The organism is Sulfitobacter sabulilitoris (assembly GCF_005887615.1).
GTDB lineage: Bacteria > Pseudomonadota > Alphaproteobacteria > Rhodobacterales > Rhodobacteraceae > Sulfitobacter_E > Sulfitobacter_E sabulilitoris.
Window position 1 is genome coordinate 746,450 of sequence record NZ_VANS01000002.1, and the last position, 13,483, is coordinate 759,932.

The 13,483-nt window shown below is 63.5% G+C and carries 18 protein-coding genes; 11 read left to right on the forward strand and 7 right to left on the reverse strand.

Features of this window, described 5'->3' with window-relative positions; translation table 11 throughout:
• Positions 1-41: 41 nt before the first annotated feature.
• The 5 genes from FDT80_RS12065 to FDT80_RS12085 all read right to left on the reverse strand — a co-directional run bounded on the left by FDT80_RS12065 (position 42) and on the right by FDT80_RS12085 (position 3,433).
• The gene (locus FDT80_RS12065; protein WP_138662512.1) at positions 42-665 is read right to left on the reverse strand and encodes a trimeric intracellular cation channel family protein; all 624 of its coding nucleotides are present in this window, start codon (positions 663-665) and stop codon (positions 42-44) included.
• Positions 666-675: 10 nt separating this feature from the next.
• Positions 676-1,131, reverse strand: coding sequence for a ribonuclease HI (gene rnhA / locus FDT80_RS12070; protein ID WP_138662513.1), 456 nt, complete (start codon positions 1,129-1,131; stop codon positions 676-678).
• Positions 1,132-1,188: 57 nt separating this feature from the next.
• The gene (locus FDT80_RS12075) at positions 1,189-1,641 is read right to left on the reverse strand and encodes a DUF3429 domain-containing protein (RefSeq protein ID WP_138662514.1); all 453 of its coding nucleotides are present in this window, start codon (positions 1,639-1,641) and stop codon (positions 1,189-1,191) included.
• Positions 1,638-2,588 (reverse strand): 4-hydroxy-3-methylbut-2-enyl diphosphate reductase, encoded by a 951-nt coding sequence (gene ispH, locus FDT80_RS12080; RefSeq protein ID WP_138662515.1) that lies wholly within the window; start codon positions 2,586-2,588, stop codon positions 1,638-1,640. The genes FDT80_RS12075 and ispH overlap by 4 nt, the downstream gene beginning before the upstream one ends.
• Before the next feature lie 281 nt (positions 2,589-2,869).
• Positions 2,870-3,433 carry a LabA-like NYN domain-containing protein gene (locus FDT80_RS12085; protein ID WP_138662516.1) on the reverse strand — a complete coding sequence of 188 codons (564 nt, stop codon included), beginning with the start codon at positions 3,431-3,433 and terminating at the stop codon, positions 2,870-2,872.
• 123 nt (positions 3,434-3,556) lie between these two features.
• Between FDT80_RS12085 and folK the strand changes: the two genes are divergently transcribed.
• The 11 genes from folK (at position 3,557) to recO (ending at position 12,420) form a co-directional block, all read left to right on the forward strand.
• Positions 3,557-4,141 (forward strand): 2-amino-4-hydroxy-6-hydroxymethyldihydropteridine diphosphokinase, encoded by a 585-nt coding sequence (gene folK / locus FDT80_RS12090; RefSeq protein WP_138662517.1) that lies wholly within the window; start codon positions 3,557-3,559, stop codon positions 4,139-4,141.
• Between the two features lie 80 nt (positions 4,142-4,221).
• Positions 4,222-4,575 carry a DNA-directed RNA polymerase subunit omega gene (rpoZ, locus tag FDT80_RS12095; RefSeq protein ID WP_138662518.1) on the forward strand — a complete coding sequence of 118 codons (354 nt, stop codon included), beginning with the start codon at positions 4,222-4,224 and terminating at the stop codon, positions 4,573-4,575.
• A gap of 36 nt (positions 4,576-4,611) precedes the next feature.
• Positions 4,612-6,777, forward strand: coding sequence for a RelA/SpoT family protein (locus tag FDT80_RS12100; RefSeq protein ID WP_138662519.1), 2,166 nt, complete (start codon positions 4,612-4,614; stop codon positions 6,775-6,777).
• Positions 6,778-6,849: 72 nt separating this feature from the next.
• Entirely contained in the window at positions 6,850-7,506 is a 657-nt protein-coding gene (locus FDT80_RS12105) for a DUF2062 domain-containing protein (RefSeq protein ID WP_138662520.1), read from the forward strand.
• 40 nt (positions 7,507-7,546) lie between these two features.
• Entirely contained in the window at positions 7,547-8,296 is a 750-nt protein-coding gene (locus FDT80_RS12110; protein ID WP_138662521.1) for a pyridoxine 5'-phosphate synthase, read from the forward strand.
• A 76-nt stretch (positions 8,297-8,372) separates the two neighbouring features.
• Positions 8,373-8,777, forward strand: coding sequence for a holo-ACP synthase (gene acpS / locus FDT80_RS12115; RefSeq protein WP_138662522.1), 405 nt, complete (start codon positions 8,373-8,375; stop codon positions 8,775-8,777).
• A 91-nt stretch (positions 8,778-8,868) separates the two neighbouring features.
• Positions 8,869-9,705 carry a signal peptidase I gene (gene lepB / locus FDT80_RS12120; protein WP_138662523.1) on the forward strand — a complete coding sequence of 279 codons (837 nt, stop codon included), beginning with the start codon at positions 8,869-8,871 and terminating at the stop codon, positions 9,703-9,705.
• Positions 9,702-10,388 carry a ribonuclease III gene (rnc, locus tag FDT80_RS12125; RefSeq protein WP_138662524.1) on the forward strand — a complete coding sequence of 229 codons (687 nt, stop codon included), beginning with the start codon at positions 9,702-9,704 and terminating at the stop codon, positions 10,386-10,388. Before lepB ends, rnc begins: the two co-directional genes overlap by 4 nt.
• A complete protein-coding gene (gene era, locus FDT80_RS12130) occupies positions 10,385-11,293 on the forward strand; it encodes a GTPase Era (protein ID WP_138662525.1) in 909 nt (302 codons plus the stop codon). Before rnc ends, era begins: the two co-directional genes overlap by 4 nt.
• A 69-nt stretch (positions 11,294-11,362) precedes the next feature.
• Positions 11,363-11,692 carry a DUF1491 family protein gene (locus FDT80_RS12135; protein WP_138662526.1) on the forward strand — a complete coding sequence of 110 codons (330 nt, stop codon included), beginning with the start codon at positions 11,363-11,365 and terminating at the stop codon, positions 11,690-11,692.
• Entirely contained in the window at positions 11,692-12,420 is a 729-nt protein-coding gene (recO, locus tag FDT80_RS12140) for a DNA repair protein RecO (RefSeq protein WP_138662527.1), read from the forward strand. The genes FDT80_RS12135 and recO overlap by 1 nt, the downstream gene beginning before the upstream one ends.
• Here the strand turns inward: recO and FDT80_RS12145 are convergent.
• Together FDT80_RS12145 and FDT80_RS12150 are read right to left on the reverse strand one after the other, a co-directional pair.
• Positions 12,401-12,790: an META domain-containing protein gene (locus tag FDT80_RS12145; RefSeq protein ID WP_138662528.1), complete on the reverse strand. Its 390-nt coding sequence runs from the start codon at positions 12,788-12,790 to the stop codon at positions 12,401-12,403. The two genes, recO and FDT80_RS12145, sit on opposite strands and share 20 nt — an antisense overlap.
• A 34-nt stretch (positions 12,791-12,824) precedes the next feature.
• Positions 12,825-13,352, reverse strand: a complete 528-nt coding sequence (locus FDT80_RS12150; protein ID WP_138662529.1) for a TetR/AcrR family transcriptional regulator — start codon at positions 13,350-13,352, stop codon at positions 12,825-12,827.
• Positions 13,353-13,483 lie beyond the last annotated feature (131 nt).

Consider the following 13,483-nt stretch of genomic DNA (forward strand, 5'->3'; position numbering starts at 1 on the left):
AGCCGGGTATTCGAGGCCGAAAGAATCCAGCCTGCGGTTTCTCAGGCCCGAGGGGGGCGGCTTTTGTAGACCGGGAGGCTCCATCCGAAGGCGAGCGAGCCCGCGCGCAAGGCCCATGTAGTCGCGGCGCAGATCGCAAGCTGCACCGTCGTGTCGGTGATCCACAGAGCGGACAGAACCGCGGCGGCGGCGCCCGCGAACGCGGCAGAAACGTAGAGTTCACCCTGCTTGAGAACGATCGGCACCTCGTCCACGACCACATCGCGCATCAGCCCGCCCATGCAGCCCGTGGTCATTCCCATCAGCAGAACCACCGGCACGGGTTGGTCCAGCGCGAGGGCCACGCCGGTGCCGGCCGCGACGGCCACCGACAGGGCGAAGCTGTCCAGCCAGATCAGGGTGCGCAGGCGGCTGTCGAACAGGTGCGCGGTGAAGAAAACGATCAGGGCGGCCGTGCAGGCGACACCGATGTAGGTGGGATTCGCGATCCAGAAGATCGGGTTGCGATCCAGCAGCACGTCGCGCAGGGTGCCGCCGCCGACCGCCGTAAGGCAGGCGATGAAGGCAAAGCCGACGATATCAAGCTGGGCGCGGCTGGCCACCAGCGCCCCGGTGAAGGCAAAGATGAAGACCGAGGCATAGTCGAGAAACGCAAGCAGAGTCATCGGATTTGGATCATTTCGATTTGAAGGGCGCCATTCCCGCGCGCGCCAATTCGTCGGCGCGTTCGTTTTCGGGGTGTCCTGCGTGGCCCTTGACCCATTTCCATGTCACCTTGTGCCGGGCGTTGGCCGTATCGAGGCGCTGCCACAATTCGGCATTTGCGACGGGCTTTTTCGCGGCGTTTTTCCAGCCGTTCTTTTTCCAGCCGTGGATCCAGCTTGTGATGCCGTTCTTGACGTAGTTGCTGTCGGTGACGATCGTGATCTCGGAGGGGCGGCTGAGCGATTCGAGCGCGTTGATCGCCGCCAGCAATTCCATCCTGTTGTTGGTGGTCTGCCGCTCGCCGCCCTTGAGTTCGCGTTCCTTGACGACGCGATCGCCGTCCATCGCGCGCAGCAGTGCGCCCCATCCGCCGGGCCCCGGGTTTCCGGAGCACGCCCCGTCAGTATATGCGATAATCTGTGTCATTGGACATAGGCGATAGCCAATGCCGTGGGGGCGCGTCCACCCCACAAACGCATCGCGCTACAGAAAGACCCCGACGCCGAGGCAGATCACGACGATTGCGGTCAGCAGCACGCGCAGCGACAGCCACCAACGCGGGGCCAGACCCCAGTGCGAAAAGGCGATGTCGAGGATCAGCAGACCGGAAAATCCGAAGATCAGGTTGAGCCCCGCGCTGACCGGTCCGCCGCCGGTCATGAAAAACGCCCAAAGCGCGGGCAGCACCGAGAGCGCGTATCCGGTCGCCGCGCGGGCACCCGATGCTTTGGTGGCAAACCCCCAGAGCACCCCGGACATGAACGACAGGATGACCGATCCGTAGAAAAGCTGCACGTAGGGTCCGACAAAACGGGGGCCAAAAGTGGCAAGCCCCCATGTGGCCAGCGGATCGTTGAGATACGTGAGCGCGCCCCAGACGAAGGGGATCAGCCCGGCAAGGCCCAGGAGAAGCGGCGCGCGGGGAATACCTGTCATGCCGGTTCGCGCAGGACGCGCGGCACTTTGAACTCCACGTTTTCGACCGCGGTTTCGACTATGTCGACCGTCACGTCATAGCGATCCTTGAAGGCGTCGATAACCTCGTTGATCAGAACCTCGGGTGCCGACGCACCGGCGGTGATGCCGATGGAGGTGATCCCCTCAAGGCTTCGCCAGTCGATATCGGCGCTGCGCTGCACAAGCTGGGCATAGGCGCATCCGGCGCGTGCGCCCACTTCCACCAGCCGCTTGGAGTTCGATGAATTGGGCGCGCCCACGACCAGCATGGCGTCGCATTTGGGGGCCATCGCCTTGACGGCCTCCTGCCGGTTGGTGGTGGCGTAACAGATGTCTTCCTTGTGGGGGCCGACAATGGCGGGAAAACGGGCTTGCAGCGCCGCGACGATCTCGGCGGTGTCATCGACGCTGAGCGTTGTCTGGGTCACGAAGGCCAGTCGCGCCGGATCGCGAACCTCTACTTCCGCCACGTCTGCGGGGGTCTCGACCAGCAACACTTCGCCCGGCGGCAATTGCCCCATCGTGCCTTCGGTTTCGGGGTGGCCGGCGTGGCCGATCATGATCACCTGCAGGCCGTTGTCGAAATGGCGCTGCGCCTCGATATGGACCTTGCTGACCAGCGGGCAGGTGGCATCGACATAGACCATTTTCCGCGCGGCGGCGGCGGCGGGCACCGATTTCGGCACGCCGTGGGCGGAAAAGATTACCGGACGGTCATCGGGGCAGTCCGACAGGTCCTCGACGAAGACGGCCCCCTTGTCGCGCAGGCTGTCCACCACGAATTTGTTGTGCACGATTTCATGACGCACGAAAACCGGCGCGCCCCATTTCGCGAGCGCCATTTCGACGATCTTGATCGCGCGGTCGACGCCCGCGCAAAACCCGCGCGGGGCAGCAAGGTAGAGGGTCAGGGGCGGTTTCGTCATCTGGGCGCTCCGGGGGTTGGGGCGTGGGATCCGCACCAGAGGTAGTGTCTTGTGCCAAGGCCGTCCAGCGGTTCGTCTGACGCAGGGGCCAAACATGCACCGCGGGGTCAGTCGGAATGCTTGCGAAAGGGCCGCGAGGCCGGATGCCGCGTCGGCGCACTGGGCGCTGGGCGGGGCGCGGGTCCGCTGCCCCGCGCGTCCGACCAGCCGATGACGGTGTCGGGATCGCTGCGGGGCGGATGTGGCGGTCTTTGGGGATTATCAGGTTTTCGTGTGTCGGGTCAGCCAGCTGTCCCATCACGGTCGCTGTAGGATTCGCGCGGCGGGCGTCCGATCACGTCTTTGAGGTCTTCGAGTTCGATGAAATTGTCCGCCTGGCGGCGCAGGTCATCGGAGATCATCGGCGGCTGGCTGCGGATCGTCGAGACGACAGAGACGCGCACGCCCTGACGCTGCAGGCTTTCCACCAGCGGGCGAAAATCGCCATCGCCGGAAAACAGCACGATATGATCGATCCGTGGCGCAAGTTCCATCGCGTCCACCGCCAGTTCGATGTCCATGTTGCCTTTGACTTTGCGCCGGCCCATGCTGTCGGTGTATTCCTTGGCGGGCTTTGTCACCATGGTGAAGCCGTTGTAGTTCAGCCAGTCCACCAGTGGGCGGATCGGTGAATATTCGTCGCTTTCAAGCAGGGCTGTGTAGTAAAATGCGCGCAAAAGCTTTCCACGACGCATGAATTCCTGTCGCAAGAGCTTGTAATCGATGTCGAAGCCGAGCGATTTGGCCGCAGCATAAAGATTCGATCCATCGATGAACAGCGCAAGCCGTTCGTCCTTGTAAAACATAATAGGTCCTTCCGATGTCATCGTTCGACTGAGGGGCGGAGTGTGAGTGGTTGAAAGCCCTGAACGATAGGCGCTGCAAAATTGGGCTTATTTCATATGTCGCAAGACAACCCAAGGCCGGAAATGACAGTTGTGCTGCCACAAATCCGGTCAACAATACTTATAGCGCTGGGCGCAAACATGCCGTCGCATGCGGGAAGCCCGGCGGTAACAATCAATGCTGCTCTCAAGGTATTGGTCACGGCGGGCGCCGTGATTCGTCAAATTAGTCAGCAGTATAGCACACCTGCATTCCCTGCGGGCGGGGGGCCTGACTATATAAATGCCGCGGTGGCGGCGGAGTGTGATTGGACCCCCCGGCAGACATTGACACAGTTGCACCGCATAGAGTCCGAATTCGGTCGGGCGCGGGACCGGCGCTGGGGGCAGCGCACGCTGGATCTGGATCTGATCGCGCACGACGATCTTGTATTGCCGGACCCCGAGACCCACAAAATGTGGCGTGAAATGCCGTTGGAGACGCAGATGACCACGTCGCCCGACAGCTTGATCCTGCCACATCCCCGGATGCAGGACCGCGCCTTTGTACTGGTGCCTTTGTGCGATGTCGCGCCGGATTGGCGGCATCCGGTGCTCGGGCTGAGCGTGCGGCAGATGCGGGATGAGTTGCCCAAGGCGGTGCTGGAACAGGTCAGGGCGGTCGGTTAGCGCCGAATATCGCCTTGTCAATCGTGTCGATCGCCCCTAAATAACGGTCTTCTGGAACACATACGATACTGGAGCATTCCATGGCCCGCGTCACCGTTGAAGATTGCGTCGATAAAGTCCCCAACCGGTTTGAGCTGGTCATGCTGGCGGCGCATCGCGCACGCGAAATTTCCGCCGGAGCCGCGATCACCGTGAACCGCGACAACGACAAGAACCCCGTTGTGAGCCTGCGCGAGATCGCGGACGAGACGCAGAGCGCGGACGAACTGCGCGAGCGCCTGATCGAAAGCAACCAGAACCAGATCGAGGTGGATGAGCCCGAGGAAGACGCAATGGCGCTTTTGATGGGGGCCGAAGAGGACAAGCCGGAAGAAGACAGCATGTCCGAAGAAATGCTTCTGCGCCAGCTGATGGCCGCGCAGGGGCAGGGCTAAACCCGCACCTGTGGCCCGTCCAAAGAGGCGGAAGCCATGATAACCGCAGACGACCTGATTGCACTGGTCCGGGTCTACAACCCCAAGGCCAACGCCAAGCTGATCAGCGCGGCCTATGATTACGGGATGGAAATGCACGAGGGCCAGACGCGCCACTCGGGCGAGCCGTATTTCAGCCACCCCGTGGCGGTCGCGGCCATCCTGACCGAACAGCAGCTTGACGATGCGACCATCATCACGGCGCTGTTGCACGATACCATCGAAGACACCAAGGCATCCTATCAGGCCGTGGCCGAGGGGTTCGGCGACGAGGTGGCGATGCTGGTCGACGGTGTCACCAAGCTGACCAACATCCAGCTTGCCTCGACCGAGACCAAGCAGGCCGAGAACTTTCGCAAGCTGTTCATGGCGATGTCCAAGGACCTGCGGGTCATTCTGGTCAAGCTTGCGGACCGGTTGCACAACATGCGCACCATCAAGGCGATGCGCGCCGACAAGCAGGCGCAAAAGGCCCGCGAGACGATGGACATCTTTGCGCCGCTTGCCGGCCGCATGGGCATGCAATGGATGCGCGAAGAGCTTGAGGACCTGGCGTTTCGCGTGCTCAACCCCGAGGGCCGCGCCAGCATCATCCGACGGTTCATTACCCTGCAACGCGAAAGCGGCGATGTGATCCAGCGGATCACCGGTGACATGCGGCTGGAACTGGGCAAGGCCGGCGTCGAGGCGGAAGTGTTCGGCCGGGCCAAGAAGCCCTATTCGATCTGGCGCAAGATGCAGGAAAAGGAACAGTCGTTTTCGCGGCTCAGTGACATCTACGGCTTTCGCATCATCACCCAGAGCGAGGAAGACTGCTATCGCACGCTTGGGGCCATCCATCAGCGGTGGCGCGCTGTTCCGGGGCGGTTCAAGGACTATATCAGCCAGCCCAAGACCAACGGATACCGCAGCATCCATACCACCGTGTCGGGGCGCGACGGCAAGCGGGTCGAGGTGCAGATCCGAACCCGCCAGATGCACGATGTCGCCGAAACCGGCGTGGCCGCACATTGGTCCTATCGTGACGGCGTGCGCAGTCAGAACCCCTTTGCCGTCGATCCGGCCAAGTGGATCGCGCAGCTGACCGAACAGTTCGACGCCGAGGAGGATCACGAGGATTTCCTCGAGGCCGTGAAGCTTGAGATGTATTCCGACCAGGTGTTCTGCTTTACGCCCAAGGGCGAGGTGGTCAAGCTGCCGCGCGGCGCGACGCCGATCGATTTCGCGTTCGCGATTCACACCCGGATCGGCAGCGCCTGCGTCGGCGCCAAGGTGGACGGGATGCGCGTGCCGCTTTGGACCCGGCTGAAGAACGGGCAGTCGGTCGAGATCATCACGGCCGAAGGGCAGACCCCGCAGGCGACCTGGCTGGATATCGCCACGACCGGCAAGGCCAAGACGGCGATCCGCCGGTCGCTGCGCGAGGAAGACCGTGCGCGGTTCATCAAGTTGGGGCGCGAATTGGCGCGGTCCGCCTTTGAGCACGTGGGCAAGCGGGCCACCGACAAGGCGCTGGCCACGGCGGCGAAAAACCTGCGGCTGGACGGCATGGGCGATCTGCTTGCGCGGCTGGGCAGTGCCGAAATCACCGGGCGCGCGGTGGTGCAGTCGGTGTACCCCGAACTGACACCGAAAGTGGGCGAAAAGGTGGATGCGCGCCGCGCGGTCATCGGCCTTCAGCCGGGGCAATCGTTTGACCGTGCGCCCTGCTGCCAGCCGCTGCCGGGCGAGCGTATCGTGGGCATCACCTTTCGCGGCAAGGGTGTCGTGGTACATGCCATCGATTGCGACCGGCTCAGCGCCTACGAGGACCAACCGGACCGCTGGCTGGATCTGCACTGGCACGACGGCAGCCATCCGGCCGTCTATGGTGCGACGCTCGATGTCACATTGGGCAACGACGCGGGCGCGCTGGGGCGGATCTGTACCTTGATCGGGGAAACGCGCGCGAATATTTCCAACCTGGAATTTTTGGACCGCAAACCTGACTTTTACCGCCTGCTGATCTATGTGGAGTTGCGGGACGTGGCGCATCTGCATTCGCTAATGCTGACGCTTGAGGCCGAGAGCGAGGTCGCGGCATTGTCGCGATACCGCAACATGTCCCGCGCTTCGGGCGAAACCGAGGCGCAAAATCACACTGCGGCCAAACAAGCGCCGTAGTTCTAGGGCGCGCTGATGCCCGTGGCATACGCAATCGCGCCGCGCGGACGACCGCAGGAAAGGACACGACAGTTGATTTTCAAACGCCGCGATCCGAAACCGGCCCTGCGTGCGGTGGCCGAGTTTGTCTGGCCGCGCGGCGGGTGGGCGCGGGCGTTTCACTACGTCAAGCACCGGGTCCGGCGATTGCCCGACAGCCCCGAGCGGATCGCGCGCGGCATCTGGGCGGGGGTGTTCACCACCTTCACACCCTTCTACGGGCTGCATTTTCTAGTGGCGGCAGCACTTGCACGGATGATGCGCGGCAATATCCTTGCGTCTCTGATGGCGACCTTCTTTGGCAATCCGCTGACCTATGTGCCGATTGGCATCGCGTCGTTGTCCACCGGGCACTGGCTGCTGGGCACGACACTGGATGCGCGCACGCAGCGGTCCTTTGGCGGCAAGTTCTCGGACGCGGGGCAGGATCTGTGGTTCAATTTCCTGGCCATGTTCACCGATGCCGAGGCCGATTGGGACGGCTTGTCGGTGTTCTACGATCAGGTGTTCTTTCCCTACCTGATCGGCGGCATTCTGCCCGGTCTTTTCTGCGCGACGATCAGTTATTACCTGAGTGTTCCGTTGATCCGGGCCTATCAAAAACGCCGGCGCGGGGTGATCAAGGCCAAGTTCGATGCGCTCAAGGCCAAGGCGGCGGCCAAAGCGGACGCCAAACGCAAGGCGGAGTGATCGCGATCACCCTGGGGGAACAGGCAAAGGAGCCACGGAGATGACATCGAAAAACAAACTGCGTCTGGGCGTGAACATCGACCATGTGGCAACGGTGCGCAATGCGCGCGGCGGCCCGTATCCCGATCCGCTGCGTGCGGCGCGCATCGCGCAGGAGGCGGGCGCCGACGGCATCACCGCGCATCTGCGCGAGGATCGCAGGCATATCTCGGATGCCGATATCGAAGGGCTGATGGGGGTTCTGAGCGTTCCGCTGAATTTCGAGATGGCGGCGACGGACGAGATGCAGGCGATCGCGTTGCGCCACAAGCCGCACGCGGTCTGCATCGTGCCCGAAAAGCGTGAAGAGCGGACCACCGAGGGCGGGCTGGAAGTTGCGCGTGAGGAAAACCGGCTGGCGCATTTCATCGCACCGCTGGCGGACGCGGGATGCCGCGTGTCGATCTTCATCGCCGCCGAGCGGCGCCAGATCGAAGCGGCGCACCGGATCGGCGCGCAGGTGATCGAATTGCACACCGGCGCCTATTGCGATGCGCATTCCGAGGGCGATTTCGATATGCGCGACGCCGAATTGGAGCGGATGCGCGAGATGGCCGCGTTTGCCCATGATCTGGGGCTTGAGGTGCACGCGGGTCATGGCCTGACCTACGACACGGTGCAGCCTGTCGCGGCGTTTCCCGAGGTGGTGGAGCTGAACATCGGGCATTTCCTGATCGGCGAGTCGATCTTTCGCGGCCTGGCCCCTGCGATCACCGAGATGCGCCGCCTCATGGACGAGGCGCGCGGGTGATGGTGCACGCGGTTTCCGGGACAGAAAACGGACCGGAATGTTTGAAAAGTTCCGTGACGTCGGCGCGGGGTGCGGCATGATCCTAGGGATTGGCACGGATCTGGCGAATATCGAGCGCATCCAGGGCACGCTGGATCGATTTGGCGACAGGTTTCGAAATCGTGTCTTCACCCCGGTCGAACAGCGCAAGGCCGAGCGGCGCCGCGACGTCGCGGGCACCTATGCCAAGCGTTGGGCCGCCAAAGAGGCGTGTTCGAAGGCGCTGGGCACCGGTTTGCGTATGGGAATTGCCTGGAAGGACATGGCCGTCAGCAACCTGCGCAGCGGTCAGCCCGTGATGGAAGTGACCGGCTGGGCGGCGGAGCGGCTGGCCGCGATGACGCCGCCGGGGCACGAGGCGATCATCCATGTCACGCTGACCGATGATCACCCCTGGGCCCAGGCCTTTGTCGTCATCGAGGCGCGCGCCGTTCAGCGCTAGACCCTGCGGGAATATATGCCGCGACGCGCTCGCCTTGACTTGCCCCCCTTGCCCCCGCATGTAGGCGAAACCTAACCAGATGGAGCGCCGCATGGCCGCTAAGGAAAAAACCGGAAACGCCTTTGTCGAAACGATCAAGACCATCGTCTATGCGTTGCTGATCGCAGGTGTGTTCCGGACCCTGTTTTTTCAGCCCTTCTGGATTCCGTCCGGATCGATGAAGGAGACGCTGCTGATCGGCGATTTCCTGTTCGTGAACAAGATGGCTTACGGCTATTCCTATGCGTCGTGCCCCAGTGTGATGCTGCCGCGGTTCGGTATCGACGTGGACGCCAAGGATATCTGCGGTGTCTTTGACGGCGAAAATACGCGGCTGTTTGCCAACCAGCCCAAGCGCGGCGACGTGGTCGTGTTCCGTCACCCGGTCTCGGGGCGCGATTACATCAAGCGGCTGATCGGACTGCCGGGCGAAACCGTTCAGGTGCGACAGGGCGTGGTCTATATCAACGGGGTTGCGGCGCCGCAGACGCCCGACGGCGATTTCACCGAGGAAATGGCGCCGCAAGGCCCGCAGGCCCTGCGCCCGCGGTGCGAAAACGGGCCTGTCGGCAACGGTGGAGCCTGTATCAAGTCGCGTGCGATCGAAGCATTGCCCAGCGGGACGCAGCATGCGGTTCTCAATATCGGGAACCAGGCGTCGGACAACACGGGCGTCTATACCGTGCCCGAGGGGCAGTATTTCTTCATGGGGGATAACCGCGACAATTCCGCCGACAGCCGACTGGCCCAACCGGCGGGCGGTGTCGGCTTCGTGCCGTTCGAGAACCTGATCGGTCGGGCGGATCGGATCATGTTTTCCTCGGCGGGCCGGTCGATGCTGTTTTTCTGGACCTGGCGCGGGGACCGGTTCTTCAAGAGGGTCGAGTGAAACTGTCGTCGGAATTGCGGGCATTCGAAGAGCGGCTGGGTCATCGTTTTGCCCGGCCTGAACTGTTGAATCGCGCGGTGACACATTCGTCGATGTCCTCGCCCAATCGGGACGACAACCAACGGCTGGAATTCCTGGGCGACCGTGTTCTGGGGCTGGTGATGGCCGAGGCGCTGCTGGCGTCGGATCCCGGCGCCACGGAAGGCCAGCTTGCCCCGCGCTACAACGCGCTGGTGCGCAAGGAAACCTGTGCGGACGTGGCGCGCGATATCGATATCGGCACGGTCCTGCGGCTGGGACGGTCCGAGATGCTGTCGGGTGGACGGCGCAAGCAGGCGCTTTTGGGCGATGCGATCGAGGCGGTGATCGCCGCGGTCTACCTGGATGCCGGTTTCGAAGCGGCCAAGGCACTGATCCTGCGGCTTTGGGGGCGGCGGGTGCGCGAGGTCGAGGAGGACGCGCGCGATGCCAAGACGGCCCTTCAGGAATGGGCGCAGGCCCGCGGATTGCCGCCGCCTGCCTATACCGAAACGGCACGCAAGGGCCCCGACCACGCGCCGGTCTTTACCATCACCGCGCGTCTTGAGAACGGGGCGGAGCAAAGCGCCACCGCCGGATCGAAACGTCAGGCCGAACAGGCCGCCGCGAAAGCGCTTTTGACTGAACTGGAGAAGAGCCAATGACCACCCGCGCCGGATTCGTCGCCCTGATCGGAGAGCCGAACGCCGGTAAATCCACGCTTCTCAACCGGATGGTGGGTGCCAAGGTGAGCATCGTCACCCACAAGGTGCAGACGACGCGCGCGCGCATCCGCGGCGTGGCGATGGAGGGCGAGAGCCAGATCGTGTTCGTAGATACGCCGGGTCTTTTTCAGCCGCGCCGCCGGCTGGACCGCGCGATGGTCGCCGCCGCTTGGGGCGGGGCCGCGGACGCCGATGTGGTGGTGCTGCTGATCGAGGCGCATCGCGGCGTGAGCGAAGGCGTGGAGCGGATTCTCGAAGGGCTTGCCGACGTGAGCAAGGGACGCCCCGTGGCGCTGGCCATCAACAAGATCGACAAGGTGCAGGCCGAGAGGCTCTTGGCGCTGACCAAGGAGATGAACGACCGCTTTGCCTTTGCCGAAACCTTTCTGATCTCAGCCGAGCGGGGGCACGGAGTGGACACGCTGCGGCAGTGGCTGGCGCAGGAGCTGCCCGAAGGGCCCTGGCTGTATCCCGAGGACCAGATCGCCGATTTGCCGATGCGCATGATCGCGGCGGAAATGACGCGCGAGAAGCTGACGCTGCGGCTGCATCAGGAATTGCCCTATCAAATGACGGTCGAGACGGAGAACTGGGAGGAGCGCAAGGATGGATCGGCGCGGATCGACCAGTTGATCTATGTGGTACGCGACGGTCACAAGGGCATCGTGCTCGGCCACAAGGGCGAGACCATCAAATCCGTGTCCAAGGCGGCGCGCGAGGAATTGGAGGAGTTTCTGGGTCGCAAGGTGCATCTTTTCCTGCAGGTCAAGGTGCGCCCCGGCTGGTTGGAGGAGGCCGAGCGCTATTCCGAGATGGGGCTGGAGTTCAAGGATGGAAACGACTGAGCGCTTTGTGAGGTCGGGAGCCTCCGGCGGGAGTATTTCCGACCCAAAGAAGCCGGTGGGCGGTTCATCATGCCCCGGCTGACGGCGCGGTTCTGGGTCGATGCCTATCTGGCGCGGTTGCGGATGCTGGATATACCGGCCTTTGTTGTGGCGCATGGCGATGACACCGGTGGCGCAGTTTTGGTCAAGCTGAGTACGCTGGACGAGCGGGCGGCGCTGTTCCAGCGGAGTTTCGATCTGATGACGGGGGATCGCCGTTGGGTGGTGCTGGTCGAAGGGCCGGAGCGCGAAGTGGACGATACGATTTCGCGCCAGCGCGGGTTCGATCCCGATGTTTGGGTGATCGAGGTGGAGGACCGGCAGGGCCGACATCTGTTGGATGCGCCGGGGTTGGTGTGATGGAGTGGCGCGATCAGGGTATTTTGCTGAGCGCGCGCCGTCACGGAGAGACATCCGCGATCATCGAGGTCTTCACGCCGGCGCACGGACGTCATGCGGGTGTGGTGCGGGGCGGCACAAGTCGCAAGATCGCGCCCATCCTGCAACCCGGTGCGCAGCTAGACCTGAAATGGCGCGCGCGTCTGGAGGATCACATCGGAGGTTTCACGGTTGAGCCGGTGCGCAGCCGCGCGGTCGCGGCGATGGGATCTGGTTTGTCGCTCAAGGGGTTGAACGCGGTCACGGCGCTGTTGTTGTTCTGTTTGCCGGAGCGAGAGGCACATCCGCCGCTTTATGCACGGACCGAGGCGCTGCTGGATCTGCTGGGTGAGGACGATCTGTGGCCGCTGGCGTATCTGCGCTGGGAGCTGAGCCTGCTGGAGGAAATGGGATACGGGCTTGATCTTTCGGCCTGTGCGGTGACCGGGGCGCGGGACGGTCTTGTCTATGTCTCGCCCAAGTCGGGGCGCGCGGTGTCACGCGCGGGCGCGGGCGACTGGGCCGATCGGATGTTGCCCTTGCCGCCGGTGCTGCGAGGGCAGGGCGATGCGCCGGACAGCCAGATTGCGCAGGCTTTCGTGACCACCGGGTATTTCCTGTCGGAGCATCTGGCGCGCGACCTGGGGCACAACCCACTGCCCGAGGCGCGTGCGCGGTTCGTCGAGGCGGTCAACCGCCGGTCGTCGTAAAGACCATGTGCGCGCCGCCGGGAGTGGACAAGATCAGCGTGTCGCCCAGCACTTCGGAGAGGGTCATCGCCCGGAGCGTATCGAAATAGAGGGATTCGGCATCGAGATCGGGGCAGGCCCGCCGCGTGGCCGCGATCGGGCCGGTTTCGAACCACGGATAGGGCACGGTCATGTCCGCGGTATAGCGATTGCAGGGGGCGCTGCCTGCGATCTTGCCCCGGGCGGGAAAGGTCAGCGTGGCGTTGGCGGAAAAGGGTTGTCCCGAGAGTTCGGTCAGGCGCCAGGTCTTGTCAGCGGCGCCATAGGCAGTGACGGTTTCGTCGGCGCATCCGAGAAACCCGAGTATCGAAAGTGTCAGGAGCAGGCGCAAGACGATCCCCGTTGCGTGTGTCGATGCAGCACGATCAGCGCAGTGCCAGGACCGTGTCAATCATCGTATCGTAAGCCGTGACGCTTGCCTTTTGCCCGGCGCCGGGCAGCTGCGGCATGCCGACAAGTGCACCGATGCAGGCGCGGGCGAATCCGGGGTTCTTGAGGCCGAGCTGAGCCAGCAGGCTGGCGACATAGGTCAAACGCTCGGCATCCACCTGCGCCAGCGCCTTGGCCACGGTCTTGTCGGTGTTGGCCCACCCGCGCAGGGGCATTTCGACCGGATCGGAGAGCAGATCGACACCGAACCGGCGCAGCCGGTCGTCGGGGGCGCCATCTTCTTCGAGCGCATGCAGCACCTGTGCAAAGGCCCGCGCCTGCCAATCCGCGACAACTTCGGCGTGATAGGTCGCCACATCCTTGAAATGCCAGTAGAAAGAGCCCTTGGTCGTGCCCATCGTCCGCGCCAGCGGTTCGGCGGCCAATGCGCCTGGGCCTTGCTGCGCAAGCACGCGCAAGCCCGTATCGATCCAATTCTGGCGAGTCAGTCTCGGCTTGCTCATGCCACGGGGATACGGCGCGGTATGGCGTGGCGCAAGTGATCTTCGCTGCTATGCAGCAAACGGGCGATTTCGTGCCGGGGCGCAGTTGTTGTCGGTGCGGCTCCCCGGGCGCAGGGCCCGGGGATATGTGT

Excerpts from the sequence above, each read along its gene's own strand:
- FDT80_RS12065 (WP_138662512.1), bottom strand. The coding sequence starts at position 665 with ATGACTCTGCTTGCGTTTCTCGACTATGCCTCGGTCTTCATCTTTGCC.
- rnhA (WP_138662513.1), bottom strand. The coding sequence starts at position 1,131 with ATGACACAGATTATCGCATATACTGACGGGGCGTGCTCCGGAAACCCG.
- FDT80_RS12075 (WP_138662514.1), bottom strand. The coding sequence starts at position 1,641 with ATGACAGGTATTCCCCGCGCGCCGCTTCTCCTGGGCCTTGCCGGGCTG.
- ispH (WP_138662515.1), bottom strand. The coding sequence starts at position 2,588 with ATGACGAAACCGCCCCTGACCCTCTACCTTGCTGCCCCGCGCGGGTTT.
- FDT80_RS12085 (WP_138662516.1), bottom strand. The coding sequence starts at position 3,433 with ATGTTTTACAAGGACGAACGGCTTGCGCTGTTCATCGATGGATCGAAT.
- folK (WP_138662517.1), top strand. The coding sequence starts at position 3,557 with ATGACAGTTGTGCTGCCACAAATCCGGTCAACAATACTTATAGCGCTG.
- rpoZ (WP_138662518.1), top strand. The coding sequence starts at position 4,222 with ATGGCCCGCGTCACCGTTGAAGATTGCGTCGATAAAGTCCCCAACCGG.
- FDT80_RS12100 (WP_138662519.1), top strand. The coding sequence starts at position 4,612 with ATGATAACCGCAGACGACCTGATTGCACTGGTCCGGGTCTACAACCCC.
- FDT80_RS12110 (WP_138662521.1), top strand. The coding sequence starts at position 7,547 with ATGACATCGAAAAACAAACTGCGTCTGGGCGTGAACATCGACCATGTG.
- acpS (WP_138662522.1), top strand. The coding sequence starts at position 8,373 with ATGATCCTAGGGATTGGCACGGATCTGGCGAATATCGAGCGCATCCAG.
- lepB (WP_138662523.1), top strand. The coding sequence starts at position 8,869 with ATGGCCGCTAAGGAAAAAACCGGAAACGCCTTTGTCGAAACGATCAAG.
- era (WP_138662525.1), top strand. The coding sequence starts at position 10,385 with ATGACCACCCGCGCCGGATTCGTCGCCCTGATCGGAGAGCCGAACGCC.
- FDT80_RS12135 (WP_138662526.1), top strand. The coding sequence starts at position 11,363 with ATGCCCCGGCTGACGGCGCGGTTCTGGGTCGATGCCTATCTGGCGCGG.
- recO (WP_138662527.1), top strand. The coding sequence starts at position 11,692 with ATGGAGTGGCGCGATCAGGGTATTTTGCTGAGCGCGCGCCGTCACGGA.
- FDT80_RS12150 (WP_138662529.1), bottom strand. The coding sequence starts at position 13,352 with ATGAGCAAGCCGAGACTGACTCGCCAGAATTGGATCGATACGGGCTTG.